Raw genomic sequence first — 16929 nt, 5'->3', positions numbered from 1 at the left:
TTTTATATTTATCAAGTCATGCCGCGAATTAATGGAGTCGATCAACCTTCTAAAGCATATGCAAAATTTGGGATTTCTAAAGGAGAAAATGCAGAAGGAACTAATATTTGGTCAAACTATATTCAAATGCATAATGACGGTGGACATCTGAGCGTATATTCAGATGGACAATTTCGTTTTCAAAACTTGAATAATATTATTTTTGAATCTGAAGGATGGGCTCCAGGATATGGTTACTTCTCTGTAACTACAACTGAGCCGCATATTTTTACAAATAACTCGGGGCAGTTTACTTTCAAAAGAAAAGGCAGCGACTATAAAATACATTTCGTAAACGGCGCCGCCGATCATGATTTAATCATGGGTAATGCAATGATAAGGTCAAGTTTTGTACAAGGTTATAACAACGGCTTGCAGATTAAAGATATGATGGGTCAAGGATGGAAAGATATAGAATTAAGAACACTACGAGCGCAAGAAAATATAAATGCTAATGGCCAAATGTGGGCGAAAGCATTTAATCCTACATCAGCTAGAAATATGAAAGAAAATATAAAAGATATTCCTTTTTCAGCTCTTGATAAAATCATGAGTTTAGCTATCAAACAGTATAACTTCAAGGACGATATGTATGATCTGTATCAAATGCGTATGAACAAACCGGAGGAACAAACAGAACCATATACAACAAAAGAAATTGAAACGTATTTCGGTATGATTGCAGATGATACGGACGATGTATTTACCGATAAAGAGAAGCGTGCTATTAATTTATATAATACTGTTTCCCTTTTTATCGTAGCTTTCCAACAGTTTTACGATGAGTATAAGTTATTGAAAGAAGAAAGCACACAATCAAAAAGAAGGATTGAAACGCTCGAAATCAATCTAGCTGAGTTGAAAGATATAGTTCAAAAATTAATAAACGAGAAACCGGAGCAGCCATAAGCTGGTCTTTTTTTATTGTCTAAAAAGGGGTGATGGCGGTGGAGCAAAAAGAGTACGAACGTATTGCGAAATTAGAAGTGCATCTTCAGACGATGAACGCCGCAGTTAAACGAATCGAGGAAAAGCTAGACTACAATCAAAAAAATTATATGCAAAGGACTGAAGTTGATGAGATGTTCAAGTTCCGTGATCGAGAAATACGAGACTTAAAACTAGCGCAAGAAAAGTTGGAAAGTAACAAAAAAGCACATATATCTATGTGGATTTCAGGACTGTCATTGGCAGTCCTTTTATTATTTAACATTTTAAATTTCTTGAAATGAGAGGAGGTGGTCACATGAAAAGTTTAGATAATGCATCAATTACGCGTTTTGTCATCCTGATTATTGCTGTAATTAATAGCGTATTAAACTTAGTCGGTTACCAGACTATTAGTAATGAACTTACAAACTATATTGTAGCTGTAATTACCGGTGGTTATACGCTGTATATGGCCTGGAAAAACAATTACTTAAGTAACAAAGGATTACAACAAAAAGATGTTCTTGAAAAATACGATTTAAAATAAGGAGGTTATATAATGGGTTACACAGTAGATATTTCAAAATGGAACGGTAATATTAATTGGCCTGTAGCAAAACAACACATTGATTTTATTATTGCTCGTGTACAAGATGGTTCAAATTATGTAGATCCATTATACAAAGGTTATGTACAAGCTATGAAACAACATGGTATCCCTTTTGGTAACTATGCATTCTGTCGTTTTGTTTCTGAAAATGATGCACGTATAGAAGCACGTGATTTCTGGAATCGTGGTGACAAAAGCGCTACAGTTTGGGTAGCTGACGTAGAAGTAAAAACAATGAATGATATGAGAGCTGGTACGCAAGCTTTTATCGATGAATTACGCAGATTAGGTGCTAAAAAAGTCGGTTTATATGTTGGCCATCATATGTATGCTCCTTTTGGAATGGCAAATGTGAAATGTGATTTTGTTTGGATCCCACGTTATGGTGGCTTAAAACCTAACTATCCTTGCGATCTGTGGCAATATACTGAAACCGGAAACGTTCCAGGTATCGGTAAGTGTGATTTAAATGAATTAATCGGAAGCAAGCCTTTATCCTGGTTTACAAATCAAACTTTTGAAAAAACTGAAAAACAAGAAGAAGGAGTGGAGATTGTCGTGAACAAACATAATAAAGTTATTACTTATGAGTTTGGTGTAAATTTAATTCCTGATATGGTTCAAATGATGGATACGCTTGGATACACTTCTAAAATTGTTTCTCGTGGAGATCGTCAGGGTCTTGTATATTTTGAGACGGATTATCGTCAAGGAAACGAGCTAGACAAAGCAACAGCGTGGTTAGATGCAAAAGGGCTTAAATATTTTTACACGAAAGAATAACTTATACGACAGTGAGTTTATGTGACAATAAGTGAAAAGGAGGCTCCTAAAAATAGGAGCCTCCTTTTTTGTTATTTACCCCTATGTTGATTAACGTAAACTCTTTCGTTATTTTCTGCATTTAGGAGAAATGTATCATCTGTAAATCCTTGTTTTGGAAAGGTATAATTTGTTGCCTCAAATATTCCTTGTTTAGACGCATAAGTGATTAGATCCGGTGGTGAAATGGCTTTTTGTGATAGTGCTGTCATTAATAGTAAATAAAACAAAATCAGGTTTCTCTCAGGCGTTCCTTGTATCGATGCGGCATAACAATCTTCATCATGTAATACTCTCATATCAGTCAAACCGTGTTTATGAAAATAAGCAATTACACCTTTATCAAGAATACATACTGCGTTAATCTGATGTTGTGAAGGAACTTCAGCATTAAATTCTATTAAATTTTTACATACATTGTCTATAGAACTATCTGATTGGAATGCAAATACAAACCCAGATGGTAATGTATTTGGATTTGAGAGAGATTTTACACTCTTAATATTTTCAATACATTTTTTAAGTTCTGATTTAGTTAGTGTGGATTTAACTTCAAGGGTACTATATACATTTTCAATTGGAACAATTTTTGTGTTTTCTTCGTTATGTAGTAATGGACAATTAAACGCATCATAAATAATTATATCTTGTTGCCTACTCTGATCTGAGTCAGCATTTACAATTACACCACTACCGATATTATATTTTTGAGGAAGATGTTTTGATAGAAATGTTTTAATTACTGCATTTTCTCTAATATCTCCTTTTAATCCGTGATGATGTACAGCTTTTGATGCTTCAAATTCAGCCATTAAATTTTTTGCTGCGGCTTCTAGAAAAGTTAAGGTCATTATATCTTCCTCCTGAATGTTAATACCAATTTACTAATATGCATATTGGATAAATGTTCAATTATTTATCAGTTTTCTTTGTTTTACGAGTGACTATTACTTTAACGCCTAATAGTTTTTCGTACACTTCTTGAAACAGAACTTCTTTTTTCTCTGTACCGTAGTATTCATTACCAATTCGTAAGCACAACTTTTTTCTTTTCAAAATGTTATCACCCTTTCATAACTAAGCTACTTGTTATATGCGGGATGTTCCCAATAATCTTTTACAACATTTGGGATATCGTTGTGATCAAAGTTTTTAAAGTTAATTTTGTCTAAGCTCTCGCGGTCTATATTCATTTTCATTACAGGATCGCTCTTTTTGTTACCGTATGTATCTGTTAGCTCAGCCTTCCATACAAAAACGACCTTCTGGATTTCTTTTTCTTTTGATAATTTTTTTAGTATATTAGTAGTCCCATTCCATGTAAGAACTTTATCGTTAGCGTTTTTTAAGTTAAGTAATACCACTTTATTATTTGGGTCGGGTAAATCGAAGTTTTTATTTACTTCAACAGATTCTACATCGTCTATTCCAATGGTTTTTTTAACAATTTTTTCGATACTTTTGTTAAAGTCTTTTTCTTTATTTACTTCTTTTATTCTTTCTTTTTCTTGAGCTTTTTGTTCTTTTTCTTGTTGCTTTCTTTGTTTCTCCGCTTCTTTTTCCGCTTGCTTTGCAGCTTTTTCCTCATCCTTTTGAATTACAGCTTGAGAGGTCGCTTCATTATTTTGTGGCGTACAGCCAGTCGTAAATAATAAAGACGTTCCGATAAACACTAACCCTAATGTATTGAAATAATTTTTTCTCATTTTCTCCCTCCTATGATAGTGTATTGCAAGGTTATTGTATCAAATAACAACACAAATTTAAGTATTTATCTAATATTTGTAAGTAAAAAAGACGCTAATTATGCGTCTTTTTCATGTTTGATAACATCTTTAATACCATAAACTTTTGCTATTCCTTGATCAGCAGCTAACTTATTTAATGTATCAAGTATTGCTTGTAATGTATCTATACGTATAGAACTAACATTACCGTTTACTAAATCACTAATTGTATTATGGCGGATTTTTGCTTCTACAGCTAATTTGTTTTTGGTTACACCTATCTCATGTAACGTCTGTCCCAATGTAAATATCATATGTATTCTCCTCCGATACACAACCATCTTATCTCGTATTCTAACACAATTACACAAAAAATAGTAAACTTTTCTAGGTTACCTATTGACGTTCAACTAATTGAGTTATATATTTAACTTAATTAGTTGAACTTTTTAGGTTGAAAGGGGACGAAAATGAAAACTCTTAATAACTATTTCGGTTTAGAAACAAAATCTGATTGTATTTGGTTTTATGGTTTTTATACTGTAGCTTCGGTTTTATTCCTTATCAATATGCTTATAGCTCATGTTCTATAAACTCTTTCGTTAACTAAATATCGGACAACCCCCAGCCTCGTGAATATCTTCATTCGAAAAAACAGATGTACACGAGGTCTAGTTTCTTATTGTCTTTTTTAAGTAATTAAGGGGATGATCCACACGAGGAATGACCTAACACTCGTTAAACTTGAACAGGTTAGCTAAGCCAACGTCAGAAAGTAAAGCGTCCTAATGAATAACGTTTCCTTGTTTGCGTTGTTAGGAGTCTAGGTGAGTACGGCCATTAACGGTACGGCGGTTGCTTGGCGTGTTACGGCACGGGTAGCAGCTGATAATGAAAGAATTATAAGTTACGAGTAATGAAGGATACGCCAGTAGTGCATTTCCTTCCCTGATTCTTTCTGCAGATAGGACAAGCTTTATCTGTAAAAAGTCAGCTGTGTAAGAGATTACAGCGTTTAAACAGGGTGTTACTATACGGATTCCTTAACCCGATAGACCATGATTGACAGAACGTCTACTTTACGACGCTTTTTATTTTTGAAGCGTTGTAAGGTAGTCATTCTCTGCCCTAGCCGTTGTCCTATACCCTCATCCCATGATTGTCTGCCGAACACAAAAGTCAAGTGTAAAAATAAAGATAAAAACTTATTAAGGCTGGAGGGGGAGGAATTACTCCTCGATGGTCCAGATCTCCTCAATTGGTTTACCGAGTTCCTTACAAATTAGATAGGCTGTATCAAAACGAGGTTTAGTACGATTACGAACAATTGCACTAAGAGTAGAGTCGTCAACTCCAATACGTTTTGCAAAATCACTCTGCTTAATATCAAGCTCTGCAAAGATTACTTTGAGTTTACATTTAAACTTCATATACGTTCACCTCAAGGATTTACTTTCTATATACAAAAATAAACTCCTTTATAAATAGTACAAGCTAGAAAGAAAAAAATTGGTGTGGACGTGCAAAAATAATTCTCCAGGTCATATACCTATATCAATACCACATCAAGACCACGAGGAATACCAAGTGGAAATGAGGACATCAAGAAGGGAAAGGTGAGGAACAATGAGACCTGGATATAAGTATTTAAATCGCATGCAACTGTATCCGTCACAAACACTTTACAACATGTACGTAGAGGCTGATGATCATGATGAAGTGCAATGTGTGTACAATCACATCGCAAATCACAGTATGTTAAAAAATCCAAACTACGTCGATATCGTTGACTTATTAGGAGAAGAAGACCCTTATGGTCCGTATAACGAAATAGGGATTCAAAAAAGGATTGATGCATACTTAGAGGACTGTAAACAGTGGAGGGATGAACGATGAGGTGGCAATATGATTACTTGAATGACACACCGTATCTGTATCCTTCTAAAGAGCTGAGAAGCATGTATAAAGAGTCCAGGGGTAAAGGTGAAGTAAACTCTATTCTAAAACATATGGAAAGACACGAGGTATCTAACAACAAAGAGTACCGCGGTTACTACAGCTTATCTAACGATATTATGGAAGATCTATACGGGGAAGAGGAAGAAATTCTTGAATGGGATGAAATGGTTAATCAGTATCAACCGATTCTCACGTCAAAAGGATTACAACTAAAGAGAAAGAGGGATTCGATATGACACTTGCTGGGGAAGTTGTAGTAATTTGGACAGCGACAGGATTGTCTGTAGTGGCGATGAAGGCAGCTGAGAAGATGGGGATGAGTGTTCCACATTGGCTTCCACGTATGACGATGTATACAACTCTTACCGGCTCGTTTTTGTATCTTCTACGTTATGTGCTAATGGTGTTTCTTTGAAGGAATGGAACCTAGAATCATGGGACACTTTGTTATATAAGAAAAACAACTTGTATGTAAATCTTCCAGTAAAGAGCAACTATATCCTTTAAGGATATATAAGGAGTGAACCCCTATGCTTGAATTGTTATTAATACCTGCAGTTTCGCTCGGGTACGCTTTGCTAAATGATAGTTTAAAAGGTAAAGAGGATGATAGAAAGAATATACAAGTATTCTTTGAAGTAAGTGGGATTGCAATTAGGAAGGATGAAAAATTACATTATCCGGTTTTTCTCGAAAGAAAAGAAGATGATCGTAGTACGACTTATGTATATAAACTACCGTTAGGGATGCCGTCTAAATTAATACAAAAGGTTGAGGATGTTGTAAGTGAAGGATTAAATAAGCCTGTACGTATCAAATACGATAACTACAAGATAATGATTCGGGTATTCAGTAAACGTATCCCACAAAAGTGGTGTTGGAATGAAGGGCTAGTAAAAAAAGGTGAATGGCAAGTACCGATGGGGCAAAGCCTCGAGAAGTTAATTTATCATGACTTTGATAAAACTCCTCATATGGTACTAGGTGGTCTTACACGAATGGGGAAAACAGTATTTATGAAAGTACTACTTACTACTCTGATTGAGGCGAATCCTGAAAATGCTCACGTATATTTAATTGATTTAAAGGAAAAGGGTTTGGAATTTAGCGAGTTCAGCGGCTTAAAACAGGTGGAAGAAGTGGCTGATTCTGTAGAAAAAGCACATCATGTACTAAAACAAATAATGAAAAAAATCGAAGAGCGTGGAAAATTCATGAAGGAAAATGGTTACAAAAATATTGTTGAAACAAAAGAAAAAGATCGGTATTTCGTTATTGTTGATGAGGGTGCCGTGCTTGCTCCGGCCAAAGGATTACCACGTCATGTTAATAAGATCCGAGAAGAGTGCCAGTACATGCTTAGTTATATAGCGACTGTATCGGGCGGCTTAGGATTTCGTCTGATTCTGGCTACACAGTATCCTACAGTCACATCAATTCCATCAGTAGTAAAGCAGATGTCTGATGCGAAGTTAGGGTTTCGGCTACCAACATATAAGGCATCTGAGGTTGTTCTTGATGAATCGGGACTAGAAACATTGCCGTCCTTACCTGGTAGAGCTATTTATAAAACTGATCGACTAACTGAGCTGCAGGTGCCGTTTATTAGCGATGAAATGATGTGGGAACATCTAAAACAATACGAGGTGAAAAAAGATGAACATCCAGACACATATCAAAATAAACCGTCAGATGACGATTCTGACCTTGATTAGAAAGCTGAAATTCGCAACACGTAGGCATCTAATGGCGGTGCACGATATGGGAGGGATTCGTAACGCGAATCGTATTTTAAAAGACCTCAGTCCATATGTAAATAACACAGTGTACCAAAAAGAGTACGTGTATTACTTAAATAAAAAGGGCCGTGAGCTGTTCGACGATACAGAGAAGATTGTACCAAATAGTCGACTAGCACACAGCTTAATGAGAAATGAAGCATGGCTCTATCTGTTTTGTCCCGACGACTGGCAGATAGAAACACCCATACGTTATAAAGTAGATGATAAAAAGAAGACAATTATTCCTGATGTGAAGTTCAGAGATGAAGAAGGTACACTAAATGCAGTAGAGATAGATCGTACGCAAATGATGATTGTGAACGCTGAAAAGATGAGCAGGTATAGGGAATTTTCGTTATACTACAAAAACAAATACAACGGAAAAATACCTCTCATTCATTTCTTTACTATGACAGAATACAGACAAAAAAAGCTGGAGCAACTTGCAGCTAAATACGATGTGTATGCGAAAGTTTATGTGATTCCATGTGTTTAATTCTTAAAATTGAGGTGGTCTATCATGAAAGAATCGAAAAAAGAATTGAATGCAATTTTACGTAAGTATGAGGTAAGCGGGTCTCAACTTGCTTATTGGTTGTATCTAACACTTGAAAGAATGACAGAAGATTACCGTGATAATTATTTAGAAGAACTTGGTGACGAGAGAATGGCACAGTTGGATGCGTTAGTTGATGAACTAATTGGTGTGGTTAATGAATACTGGCACCTAATTAAATGAATCTACAGCTAAAAAAACTTAGAACCCTAACAGTAATAATACTTATATACTATTACTAATAGTATACTCTATATATAATATATAATTATTAGTTTTATATTTATATTATATATATAAGGTATATTTTTTATAGAGGGGGTTCTTTTTCTTTTTTGTTTTTATTAGATGTTGTTGTGTATTGTTTACCCCCTCCTGAATTTTTGAGATTTATATATTTTTATTTTGACGACTGTAGAAAGTCGTCTTTTTGTTTTGGTAATAGATTGTCAGTTTTCGCGGTTAATCATATAATTTAATCATGATTATTCTTAGCAACAAACAAGAGAGGGTGTGTAAAAATTGCGGTATGCTGTGTATGTACGTGTATCAACTGATAAGGACGAACAAGTGTCATCAGTTGAGAACCAGGTTGATATTTGCCGATACTGGATTGAGAAGAATGGTTATGAATGGGATCAGAATGCTGTGTATTTTGACGATGGTATTTCGGGTACCGCATGGCTTGAGCGCCATGCGATGCAGCTTATATTACAGAAAGTTAGGAAAAATGAATTAGATACGGTAGTTTTTAAATCGATACACCGCTTAGCCCGCGACCTTAAAGATGCACTAGAGATTAAAGAAATATTACTTGGTCATGGTGTGCGTTTAGTAACAATTGAGGAAGGTTACGATAGTTACTATGAGGGTAATAATGATATGAAATTCGAGATATATGCGATGTTTGCTGCACAACTCCCTAAGACATTATCAACATCCATCTCAGCAGCATTAAGTGCTAAAGTAAGACGTGGGGAGCATACAGGAACCATTCCTTTTGGTTATGATCGTATTGATAAAAAATTAATAATTAATGACGAGGAAGCGCTCCTTGTTAAGGAAATGTTTGACTGGTACGAAGACGGGCGCGGATATCGTATGATTGCTAATAACTTAAATAAAAAAGGATGCAGGACAAGATTCGGAAACTTATGGTCTGAGGCATCTGTAAAAACAATAGTCACTAACTCTTTATATACTGGTGAACATGTAATGCACAAATATAAAACAGTAAAAGTTGATGGTAAAAAGAAAACTGTTAAAAATCCTAAAGAGAAGTGGTTAGTATTTGAAAATCACCATGATGCTATAATTTCAAAAGAACAATGGGAACGTATAAATCTAGTAAGTGGCGTGAAGGATAAAAAAACAAAATCAGATTATCGTAATGAGTTTCGGGGAATAGTATGGTGTGCACACTGTGGTAAAAGAGTAAGAGCAATTTATGCTGGAGTACGCAGTAAATATGAGCGTGTGTATATGAAATGTTCGACGTATAAGGCGTACGGAACTTGTGTAAATCATATACCAGTCCGATACGAAGATTTTCGTAATTTAATCTTAGAACGATTAAAACAAAAGCAGGAGTATATTGAAACTAGATTAGTTGCACAAATTAAGGACAAGCTGCAAGGAAAAATAGCAAAATCAAAAAAGACGATTAAACAGCTGGAGAGTAAAAAAGAAAAACTCTTAGAACTTTACATGGACTCGTTCATTGATAAAGAAACTTTCGTTAATCGAAACAGGAAATTAGAAGATGAGATGACAGCTCAGGAACTTCAATTACTTAAATTAAAAGATAAAGATATTCAAAACAGGGAAACAAAGGATATACAGGATGCTTTTATGCTGTTGCAGGAGGAACAGGACTTACATAAAGCTTTTCAGAAACTAATAAAAAAAATAGTGTTTTATCAAGATGGGAAGCTAGATATAGAATATACTTTTGATATTTAATTTTTGTAGCTATTGATATAATGAACATCTGTCTGGTATACTAATAGCGACAAAGATGCGTATAAATAAAAAGCAGGAGCTTGTTTCAAACAAAAGCTCTTGCTTTTTATAGATTTAGTTGCAGGGAAACTTTACCGTTGAATATGGAAAAGTTTTCTACTACAATCGATTCATAATAACTCTTTTTTCTCATTTAGAAATTGTGTGTAGAAAAGGAGTTGTTTACAGAATTGTTCTCGTTGAGATTCATTTAGGCCTGCGAAAACCGTTTGGATCTCATCGAGAATGGTTTTTAATTGTTCTTCAGATTCCGGAATATTTCTTCCTAAAAGTGCATCGACCGATGTGTTAAAGAAATTGGCGATACGATCTAAAGATTTTAAGTCGGGTTCGTTAAAGTTGGTCTCTAAGTTACTTACCTGACTACGACTTAATTGGACCATATCTCCAAGTTCCGCTTGTGTTAAAGAACGATTTGATCTAAACTTTTTTAAATTTTCTCCAAATGTGTTCATGCCTATATTATAAATAAGGCGTTATTTTTAAACTATAAATACCAATAAATTTGGCTTAAATACAATATTTGATAATTTTTTTGGATAAAATCCGAACACAAACTAGAACATTAGTTCGTTTGATGGTAAGATATTCTTGTGGGAATTATGGAAGATTTAGAAAAAACTTTCTCAATATGGTTTAGAGGAAGAGTGAAACGAATGTTCTAAATTTTATGATAAGATGAAAATAATAAAATAAAAGAGCAAAAAGACCCATAGCGTTACAGCAGTGCGGCAACACCACTGTAACGTTTTACCCTATCGTGCGTAGGTAAAACTTTCCATGAGTCAACTTCAAGTATATCATACTTCTTAGTCCATGTTAGCATGGTGGTATGTTTTCCTATTGAGAAAAACAGAGGGGGTGTCTTAAGTTCAAGGGAGGGACCGTCGTGCAGAATTTTACAAGCTTAAGTAACATTGTGGTAGAAAAAGATATAACGCCTACTAAACTCTCTAAAATCACAAGTTTATCCCAGTCAAATTTGTGGAAAACAATGAATGGTCAGGTGCCTATGAATTTTTCGAAACTGATGAAAATTTTGGTGAGTACGGAAAACGAGAATGAAAAAATAAAAACAGTTCAAGAGTTTTTGGAATCTACGAAAAAAGAATCGGACATTAGGACAGCCATGTACTACGTGTATTTAGCGGGTTATACAGATATATTAAAAGAATTGCTCGAAAGAAAGTGTAAACATACGGTAACAAAGAACTATAAAGATATTTTAAAAGTTGGTTTGGAACGTCAATCTGGAAATCTACGCTCAAAAGAATTTTTTAAGAGCCTAGACAATCTTCGAGCAAAAGTGAATTTAAATAAGGTTAATGTAAATGTTTTAGTAAACTTATTAAGTGTCTATGGGTATTTTGACATGGGGGCTTACAACGTATTTACTACGATGCATGATATGATTAAAGATAAAATATGTGAAATGCCGCAAGGATTAGAAAAAACGTTAATTGATGCTGAATTAAAAGCGATATGTGCATACGCGTATTTAATGCAGAATGAAGTAGAAACTGCAAGATGTTTGCTGTTTGAGGTACTGGGGGTACAAGAAGCCCCACGTTTGTTAAAAGCTACAGCATATAGTGTGTTGGGGGAAAGCTACGTTTTCGAAGATGCGGAGAAATCCGTTCAATATTTTGAAAAGTCACTACAGGAATTGGATAAAATAACAAATAGTAAGTCGCTATTGAAGCGGAAATTAGTTGAAAATACATCTTCGTTTTGTTGTATAATTCATAATTTTCCTGTAAAATTGGAATATATCCATGATAAAGCTGAACAAGCGCTGCTGAAAATTTCTTTAAATGAGTATGAGGAAGCGGCTAAAATGTTGTACGAAATTGAGAATCGTACAGCTTTTCAGGATCTATACTTAGCTGTTGCTACAGAAAATCCTGAGTTGCGTCAGAAAGCGTATCATCGATTTTTGAAAGAAGGTAATTTATTTTACATAAAAATTTTTGATATTTTAAAATAAGGGGATAGTTAAAATGAAAAAATTTCTAGCTGGTTTAGTTATTGTTTGTGCTCTTGCGCTGACATTATCACCGGTATCAAGTGAACTTAGCAAAGCAAAAGTTAAAGAACCTGTACAAATGAGGATGGATCCAGGGACGATCGGTTAATTGTTAAAAGAGAAATGCCACTACACTCTCGAGTGTAGTGGCATTTCGTACGTTATAGGGGTTATTCATTTTCTTTATTTTAACATTTTTGAATAATTAATTGGATGAAGGGGAGGAAATAAGGTGAAAAAAGAGACGGCCAAACAAGAAACAAAACGTTTAATCGAGGAATTATTCGGTGCTGAAAATGTAAGTTGTGATATGAATTATCTGATGGGGGAACTTTATAAGCAAGGACAGATTACTCTGGAGCAGTACAAACAAATTACAGCTATATTGCAACAAAAAAAGGAATAGCATCTGGCTAATCCTTTTTTACTTATTGCTGCTTTCTTTGTAGGAGTTGTCTTAATAAAACATTAGCAATTTCAGCTTGCTCATCCGTAATTTCTACCCCATCAGAATGAAGTCTGCCTTGATCTAAAAAGTCTTTTACATTAAAGTTAAGACCGTTTGGATTTTCTGTTCTTCCTAAGATGAAGTCTGTAGTAGTATCAAATATGTCTGCTAGCTGTACAAGAACCTCAGCGTTTGGTTTTCTTTTATTTGTCTCATATCCACTATACGTAGAATCGTTTTTACCAATACGATCTGCGACTTCTTGCATTGTCCAACCGCGTCTATTTCGTAAGAATTTTAATTGAGTTCCTATATCCATACTTTTTACCCCCGTTAAATTCTTTTTTATATTTTTCATCGATTTTATTTTTTATAAATTTTATAAAAATATGTAAAACGTTTTTTATTTTTTTGATGTTATCTATATATAAGATAACACTTTATGGCACAATTACACAATGGAAAATATACGCATATTGCAAGTGAAGTTTTTAATTATTTGGATGAATTTAGCTTAAAATGGATAAAACACTTTAGAAAAAAATCAAAATACTACTTTACTTACTTGCAAAACGCCAGTATAATAAAAATCATTAAAGGTTGTCTGGAGGTGGACATATGAAAAGAACTTGGTTAGCCGATTTACGTGGTAAAAAACGTATGTCACAGGCGGCTCTAGCAGATAAGGTTGGCGTGACTCCTGGACATATTGCAGATTTAGAGACTGGTAGACGTGATCCAGGAGGAAAATTAGCCTTGCAAATCGCAATTGTACTTGGGTTCCCTATGGAACATTTTTATTTACCCCCTTACTTGCAAAACGCCAGTAAGAAAGAGGTTAGACAATCGTTTGAACTGGGGTTCCCACCAAAAGAAAAATTTTTAGAACACTATCCTCATTACGTAGATAAAATTTCAGGGGGCTGAGAAGTGTGAGGAAAAAGAAATCAGGTTTGTATATTGGGGAAGAAACTTACGGGGGTCGGAAAATTGAAGATGTGTTTAAGGAAGTATATGAACACTATTTCAATGTCAAAGTAAAGGTCACAAGAAAGAAAAAAACAGAAGTAAAGGCAAGTTAAATCATTGAAAGGGGGTGATACATATGCAACAATACGTGACCTATGCGACTAGATTAGTAAAGGCAAAGGACGTAAAAGCGATATGTTGCGAAAGTAAAAATTACTTCAAGAAAGGATCAGAAGAGCAAGCAGTAAACAGCATGTTAAAGCTAACAGAAAGGAGTGAACATGTTGGCCAACATTAATGAGATTTTCGTAGAAGGATTCCAGTCACATACGAATAGCCATTTCAATTTAGGAAATGGGCTGAACGTAATTACTGGACCATCAGATAGTGGTAAAACATCCATCATACGAGCAGTTCGCTGGGTAGCATTTAACGAACCTCAAGGTGAGGCTTTCGTAAACGAATCAGTTGGACAGGCTACTGTAGCGATTCACATGGATAACGGCATTATTATTTCAAAGCACCGTAGAAAAGGAAAAACATCGTACAGAATCCAAACGGATCCAGGCGATGCAGGAAATGTATTTGAGAAGTCAGAGGTACCGGAAGAAGTAAAACAATTACTCGGCATCACAAAGCAAACATTTGGGGATTTTGTTACGGCTTTAAACTTTGCATTCCAGCTTGAAGCACCTTTCTTAATAAGTGAGACACCTTCATCGGGTGCAAAAGTTCTAGGTAAGTTAGCAGGAACAGAAGCTGTCGATCTCGCGGTAAAAAGTGTTTCAAAAGATACATACGCAGCAAGGCAAGAGAGGTTACTAGCGGAAAAAGAAATTGAGAGATTAGCAGGTAACTTACTCGAGTACTTGGATGTGGATGATAAAGTACAGCAGTTAAAAACAGCTGAAAGTTTGATGGAACATGTAGAAGAATTGCATAAAAAGAAAGAGGTACTGCAGCAACTACAAACTCAACAACAGATAGCATTTGAAAAATTCCGTGTAGCGCTTGTTGAGGATGAGAGACTCTCAAAAGTGCCGGTTCTTATACAAATACTTGAAGAAACAGAAAAAGACCAGCAGCGTCTGCAAACACTACTGGACTTACAAAAAAGATACGAGTCACTGTCCACCGCCAAGAAGACATTGACTGAAACATTAAAACAATTTGATGGATTAGTAGAAGTAAGTAACTTGTTACAAGATTCTACTAAATCCGAAGAAATATATTCTTTGCTTTCTATCTTATCACAAAACTATAAGAAGTATAGTCAAGTATTACAAGAAGCTCAATTACAGGTCGAGAGGTTAACTGTAATTGAAAACATTAATGTAGCTGTGATTGAAGAGGAAGTAAAGAAAATGGATGAGTTAAAGAAACTCTATGTACAACATAGCGTGGTTAAACAAGGCTACGAAAAAACAAGTAAGGATGTAGAAAGATTATCTGTACCTGGTAATGCGTCAGATCAACTACAAGAATGCGAAACAAGTATTACACAACTAAGTCAAATAAGTGTGCTCTTACAAAAATACCAGAATATACACAATTATTATATGGGCTGGACAAGTCGTGTGGAACGTTTAAATGTTCCGAGAGAAGTGGTAATACAGATTGTAAATGCTGAGAACAATGTCACTCATTTAGCTGAATTAAAAGAGTTGTTACGAAACTATATGATCTGGCATCAAAGAGTACGTCATAGTACAAGCACATTGGAACTATATGAAAAGCACATTGAAAATTACACAAAGGAATTGGAAGAGACATGGAACGAGGCTGGTGGAGTTTGTCCGCTATGTGAATCGCCGATGTCTTTTGAACATTCTCATTGAGGGGTGATTAGTGTTGGTAAATACAAAAGAAATTGATGAGTACGTTAATACCGTTGGACGTTTAAATACAGCACTTTCTGAAGTGCAGTCAACGTTAGCTGCGCTAGAAAGTGGGGAAGGTCAATTTGAAATAGATCTTCGTAGGCATCATGTTTATCACAGTATTCACAAATTAAATATGGTAAATCGTAAAGAACTGGATACGCTTATTCGCTATGTCATAATTGGGCACTTAAAAGATAAAGAAAAGTTTGTGGAATCCGAGCTACAAAATTTACTATCAAAACAACTTGAAGGGGGAAATGAGTAATGGAATTAAAACAACGTATTGAAATTGCAAAAGCAAATTTAAAGAAAGCAGAAACAGCAAAAATCCAAGCAGAGGCGGAAAAGTCTTCAGCTGAAAAGCAATTAACGGAAATCGCTGAACAAATGGCGCAGTACGGGGTAACGCCTGAAACGATCCAGGAAGAAATCAATAAGCTTGATACATCAGTTAAAGAAAACCTGGAGCATGTAGAACGACTCATCCCGCAGGTATAAGGAGGCTATTTTTATGTACGAGCTTCTAAAAGCAAGAGCGGATATCCGTCAGGCAAGCGATAAATTGAAAATGAAAATCGGTCAACGTGATTTGTTAGTTAAGCAACAAAAAAGCGCAGAAGCAAGAAAAGCAAAAGCTGAGGAGCAACTAGGGGAGTTTGATTTAGTACAAATTCTTCTTCAAAAGACAAGTGATTATGCAAGGCAGCAAGCAAAACGTCGTATAGAAGAAATTGTTACGTCAGCCCTTACAGTTGTATTTGACAAAGACTACAGATTTGAAATTGAAATTGCCGTAAAAGGTAATCAACCAGTGGCAGAGTACTGGTTACAGTCTGAAGATGTAAGAACGCAATTAAAGCCACCTGATTATGATCGCGGCGGTGGTGTAGCGGACGTAGTTAGTCTAGCGCTCAGATTGGCCGTAGGGGAGATTAGTGGTGTAAGAGGCCCATTATTCTTAGATGAGGTTGGAAAGCACGTGAGTCAAGAATATGCTCCGAACGTGGCGTACTTCTTGAAGGAATACAGTACAAAATTTAAACGTCAAATCATTTTAATTACGCACAGTACTCACTTGGCTGAGATAGGTGACGTAGCACTTGGTGTGACTCAAAAACAAGGGAAAAGCATAGTAACTGCTTTATAGAAAGGGAGAT

29 protein-coding genes are annotated in these 16929 nt (G+C 35.3%); 22 read left to right on the top strand and 7 right to left on the bottom strand.

Annotation, left to right across the window (positions count from 1 at the left end):
• From GBN78_RS11695 to GBN78_RS11680, 4 genes are all read left to right on the top strand, one after another.
• A partial coding sequence (locus GBN78_RS11695; protein ID WP_193224737.1) for a tail fiber domain-containing protein occupies nucleotides 1-948 on the top strand: 948 nt, incomplete at its 5' end.
• Nucleotides 949-980: 32 nt separating this feature from the next.
• Nucleotides 981-1271, top strand: coding sequence for a hypothetical protein (locus GBN78_RS11690; RefSeq protein ID WP_001999821.1), 291 nt, complete (start codon nucleotides 981-983; stop codon nucleotides 1269-1271).
• 14 nt (nucleotides 1272-1285) lie between these two features.
• Nucleotides 1286-1516, top strand: a complete 231-nt coding sequence (locus GBN78_RS11685) for a phage holin (protein WP_152127424.1) — start codon at nucleotides 1286-1288, stop codon at nucleotides 1514-1516.
• Between the two features lie 12 nt (nucleotides 1517-1528).
• Entirely contained in the window at nucleotides 1529-2362 is an 834-nt protein-coding gene (locus GBN78_RS11680) for a GH25 family lysozyme (protein WP_152127423.1), read from the top strand.
• A gap of 71 nt (nucleotides 2363-2433) precedes the next feature.
• Here the strand turns inward: GBN78_RS11680 and GBN78_RS11675 are convergent, their stop codons facing one another.
• The 4 genes from GBN78_RS11675 to GBN78_RS11665 all read right to left on the bottom strand — a co-directional run bounded on the left by GBN78_RS11675 (nucleotide 2434) and on the right by GBN78_RS11665 (nucleotide 4442).
• On the bottom strand, nucleotides 2434-3252 hold the full coding sequence (locus tag GBN78_RS11675; RefSeq protein WP_152127422.1) for a DUF6602 domain-containing protein: 819 nt from the start codon (nucleotides 3250-3252) through the stop codon (nucleotides 2434-2436).
• Nucleotides 3253-3313: 61 nt separating this feature from the next.
• Nucleotides 3314-3457: a hypothetical protein gene (locus tag GBN78_RS30185; RefSeq protein WP_170962493.1), complete on the bottom strand. Its 144-nt coding sequence runs from the start codon at nucleotides 3455-3457 to the stop codon at nucleotides 3314-3316.
• A gap of 26 nt (nucleotides 3458-3483) precedes the next feature.
• Nucleotides 3484-4107, bottom strand: coding sequence for a hypothetical protein (locus tag GBN78_RS11670; protein WP_152127421.1), 624 nt, complete (start codon nucleotides 4105-4107; stop codon nucleotides 3484-3486).
• A gap of 98 nt (nucleotides 4108-4205) precedes the next feature.
• Entirely contained in the window at nucleotides 4206-4442 is a 237-nt protein-coding gene (locus tag GBN78_RS11665; RefSeq protein WP_053513905.1) for a helix-turn-helix domain-containing protein, read from the bottom strand.
• A gap of 156 nt (nucleotides 4443-4598) precedes the next feature.
• Here GBN78_RS11665 and GBN78_RS11660 point away from each other — a divergent pair, with 156 nt between their 5' ends.
• Nucleotides 4599-4721, top strand: coding sequence for a DUF3961 domain-containing protein (locus tag GBN78_RS11660; RefSeq protein WP_109140867.1), 123 nt, complete (start codon nucleotides 4599-4601; stop codon nucleotides 4719-4721).
• A gap of 636 nt (nucleotides 4722-5357) precedes the next feature.
• Here the strand turns inward: GBN78_RS11660 and GBN78_RS11655 are convergent.
• Nucleotides 5358-5558, bottom strand: coding sequence for a helix-turn-helix transcriptional regulator (locus GBN78_RS11655; protein WP_000669088.1), 201 nt, complete (start codon nucleotides 5556-5558; stop codon nucleotides 5358-5360).
• Between the two features lie 196 nt (nucleotides 5559-5754).
• On the opposite strand from GBN78_RS11655, the gene GBN78_RS11650 reads away from it, so the two are divergent.
• The 7 genes from GBN78_RS11650 to GBN78_RS11620 all read left to right on the top strand — a co-directional run bounded on the left by GBN78_RS11650 (nucleotide 5755) and on the right by GBN78_RS11620 (nucleotide 10386).
• Nucleotides 5755-6024, top strand: a complete 270-nt coding sequence (locus GBN78_RS11650) for a hypothetical protein (protein WP_088362085.1) — start codon at nucleotides 5755-5757, stop codon at nucleotides 6022-6024.
• Nucleotides 6021-6323 carry a hypothetical protein gene (locus GBN78_RS11645; RefSeq protein ID WP_001267618.1) on the top strand — a complete coding sequence of 101 codons (303 nt, stop codon included), beginning with the start codon at nucleotides 6021-6023 and terminating at the stop codon, nucleotides 6321-6323. The genes GBN78_RS11650 and GBN78_RS11645 overlap by 4 nt, the downstream gene beginning before the upstream one ends.
• Nucleotides 6320-6502, top strand: coding sequence for a hypothetical protein (locus GBN78_RS11640; RefSeq protein WP_000170792.1), 183 nt, complete (start codon nucleotides 6320-6322; stop codon nucleotides 6500-6502). The genes GBN78_RS11645 and GBN78_RS11640 overlap by 4 nt, the downstream gene beginning before the upstream one ends.
• Before the next feature lie 115 nt (nucleotides 6503-6617).
• Nucleotides 6618-7802, top strand: coding sequence for an FtsK/SpoIIIE domain-containing protein (locus GBN78_RS11635; RefSeq protein WP_152127420.1), 1185 nt, complete (start codon nucleotides 6618-6620; stop codon nucleotides 7800-7802).
• Nucleotides 7744-8364: a replication-relaxation family protein gene (locus GBN78_RS11630; protein ID WP_152127419.1), complete on the top strand. Its 621-nt coding sequence runs from the start codon at nucleotides 7744-7746 to the stop codon at nucleotides 8362-8364. The genes GBN78_RS11635 and GBN78_RS11630 overlap by 59 nt, the downstream gene beginning before the upstream one ends.
• A gap of 24 nt (nucleotides 8365-8388) precedes the next feature.
• Nucleotides 8389-8607, top strand: a complete 219-nt coding sequence (locus GBN78_RS11625) for a hypothetical protein (protein ID WP_152127418.1) — start codon at nucleotides 8389-8391, stop codon at nucleotides 8605-8607.
• A 339-nt stretch (nucleotides 8608-8946) separates the two neighbouring features.
• Nucleotides 8947-10386, top strand: coding sequence for a recombinase family protein (locus GBN78_RS11620; RefSeq protein WP_103623585.1), 1440 nt, complete (start codon nucleotides 8947-8949; stop codon nucleotides 10384-10386).
• 170 nt (nucleotides 10387-10556) lie between these two features.
• Here the strand turns inward: GBN78_RS11620 and GBN78_RS11615 are convergent, their stop codons facing one another.
• Nucleotides 10557-10901, bottom strand: a complete 345-nt coding sequence (locus tag GBN78_RS11615) for a helix-turn-helix domain-containing protein (RefSeq protein WP_033699282.1) — start codon at nucleotides 10899-10901, stop codon at nucleotides 10557-10559.
• A gap of 434 nt (nucleotides 10902-11335) precedes the next feature.
• Here GBN78_RS11615 and GBN78_RS11610 point away from each other — a divergent pair, with 434 nt between their 5' ends.
• The 3 genes from GBN78_RS11610 (at nucleotide 11336) to GBN78_RS30180 (ending at nucleotide 12878) form a co-directional block, all read left to right on the top strand.
• Entirely contained in the window at nucleotides 11336-12433 is a 1098-nt protein-coding gene (locus GBN78_RS11610) for an AimR family lysis-lysogeny pheromone receptor (protein WP_152127417.1), read from the top strand.
• A 13-nt stretch (nucleotides 12434-12446) separates the two neighbouring features.
• Entirely contained in the window at nucleotides 12447-12581 is a 135-nt protein-coding gene (locus tag GBN78_RS30870; RefSeq protein ID WP_000713858.1) for a hypothetical protein, read from the top strand.
• A 123-nt stretch (nucleotides 12582-12704) separates the two neighbouring features.
• Entirely contained in the window at nucleotides 12705-12878 is a 174-nt protein-coding gene (locus GBN78_RS30180) for a hypothetical protein (protein WP_193224736.1), read from the top strand.
• 22 nt (nucleotides 12879-12900) lie between these two features.
• Here the strand turns inward: GBN78_RS30180 and GBN78_RS11605 are convergent, their stop codons facing one another.
• Entirely contained in the window at nucleotides 12901-13239 is a 339-nt protein-coding gene (locus tag GBN78_RS11605; RefSeq protein ID WP_000351123.1) for a helix-turn-helix domain-containing protein, read from the bottom strand.
• Between the two features lie 299 nt (nucleotides 13240-13538).
• Here GBN78_RS11605 and GBN78_RS11600 point away from each other — a divergent pair, with 299 nt between their 5' ends.
• From GBN78_RS11600 to GBN78_RS11580, 7 genes are read left to right on the top strand one after another with little or no spacing between them, the layout of a single operon-like run.
• Nucleotides 13539-13847, top strand: coding sequence for a helix-turn-helix transcriptional regulator (locus GBN78_RS11600; RefSeq protein ID WP_033699290.1), 309 nt, complete (start codon nucleotides 13539-13541; stop codon nucleotides 13845-13847).
• A gap of 5 nt (nucleotides 13848-13852) precedes the next feature.
• Nucleotides 13853-14002 carry a hypothetical protein gene (locus tag GBN78_RS30175; protein WP_193224735.1) on the top strand — a complete coding sequence of 50 codons (150 nt, stop codon included), beginning with the start codon at nucleotides 13853-13855 and terminating at the stop codon, nucleotides 14000-14002.
• Between the two features lie 23 nt (nucleotides 14003-14025).
• Entirely contained in the window at nucleotides 14026-14187 is a 162-nt protein-coding gene (locus GBN78_RS30170; RefSeq protein ID WP_170962519.1) for a hypothetical protein, read from the top strand.
• Nucleotides 14171-15727, top strand: a complete 1557-nt coding sequence (locus GBN78_RS11595; protein WP_152127416.1) for an AAA family ATPase — start codon at nucleotides 14171-14173, stop codon at nucleotides 15725-15727. Before GBN78_RS30170 ends, GBN78_RS11595 begins: the two co-directional genes overlap by 17 nt.
• Before the next feature lie 13 nt (nucleotides 15728-15740).
• A complete protein-coding gene (locus tag GBN78_RS11590; protein ID WP_000248330.1) occupies nucleotides 15741-16037 on the top strand; it encodes a hypothetical protein in 297 nt (98 codons plus the stop codon).
• Nucleotides 16037-16270, top strand: a complete 234-nt coding sequence (locus GBN78_RS11585; protein ID WP_000421150.1) for a hypothetical protein — start codon at nucleotides 16037-16039, stop codon at nucleotides 16268-16270. Before GBN78_RS11590 ends, GBN78_RS11585 begins: the two co-directional genes overlap by 1 nt.
• Nucleotides 16271-16283: 13 nt before the next feature.
• Nucleotides 16284-16919, top strand: coding sequence for a chromosome segregation ATPase (locus GBN78_RS11580; RefSeq protein WP_000273132.1), 636 nt, complete (start codon nucleotides 16284-16286; stop codon nucleotides 16917-16919).
• The last annotated feature ends 10 nt before the right edge of the window (nucleotides 16920-16929 follow it).

Origin of the sequence: Bacillus sp. B2-WWTP-C-10-Post-4 (assembly GCF_009183805.1) — a bacterium.
Taxonomy (GTDB): domain Bacteria; phylum Bacillota; class Bacilli; order Bacillales; family Bacillaceae_G; genus Bacillus_A; species Bacillus_A cereus.
Note: the sequence above shows the minus strand (reverse complement) of the source record. Positions and strands in the feature narration are given on the sequence as shown.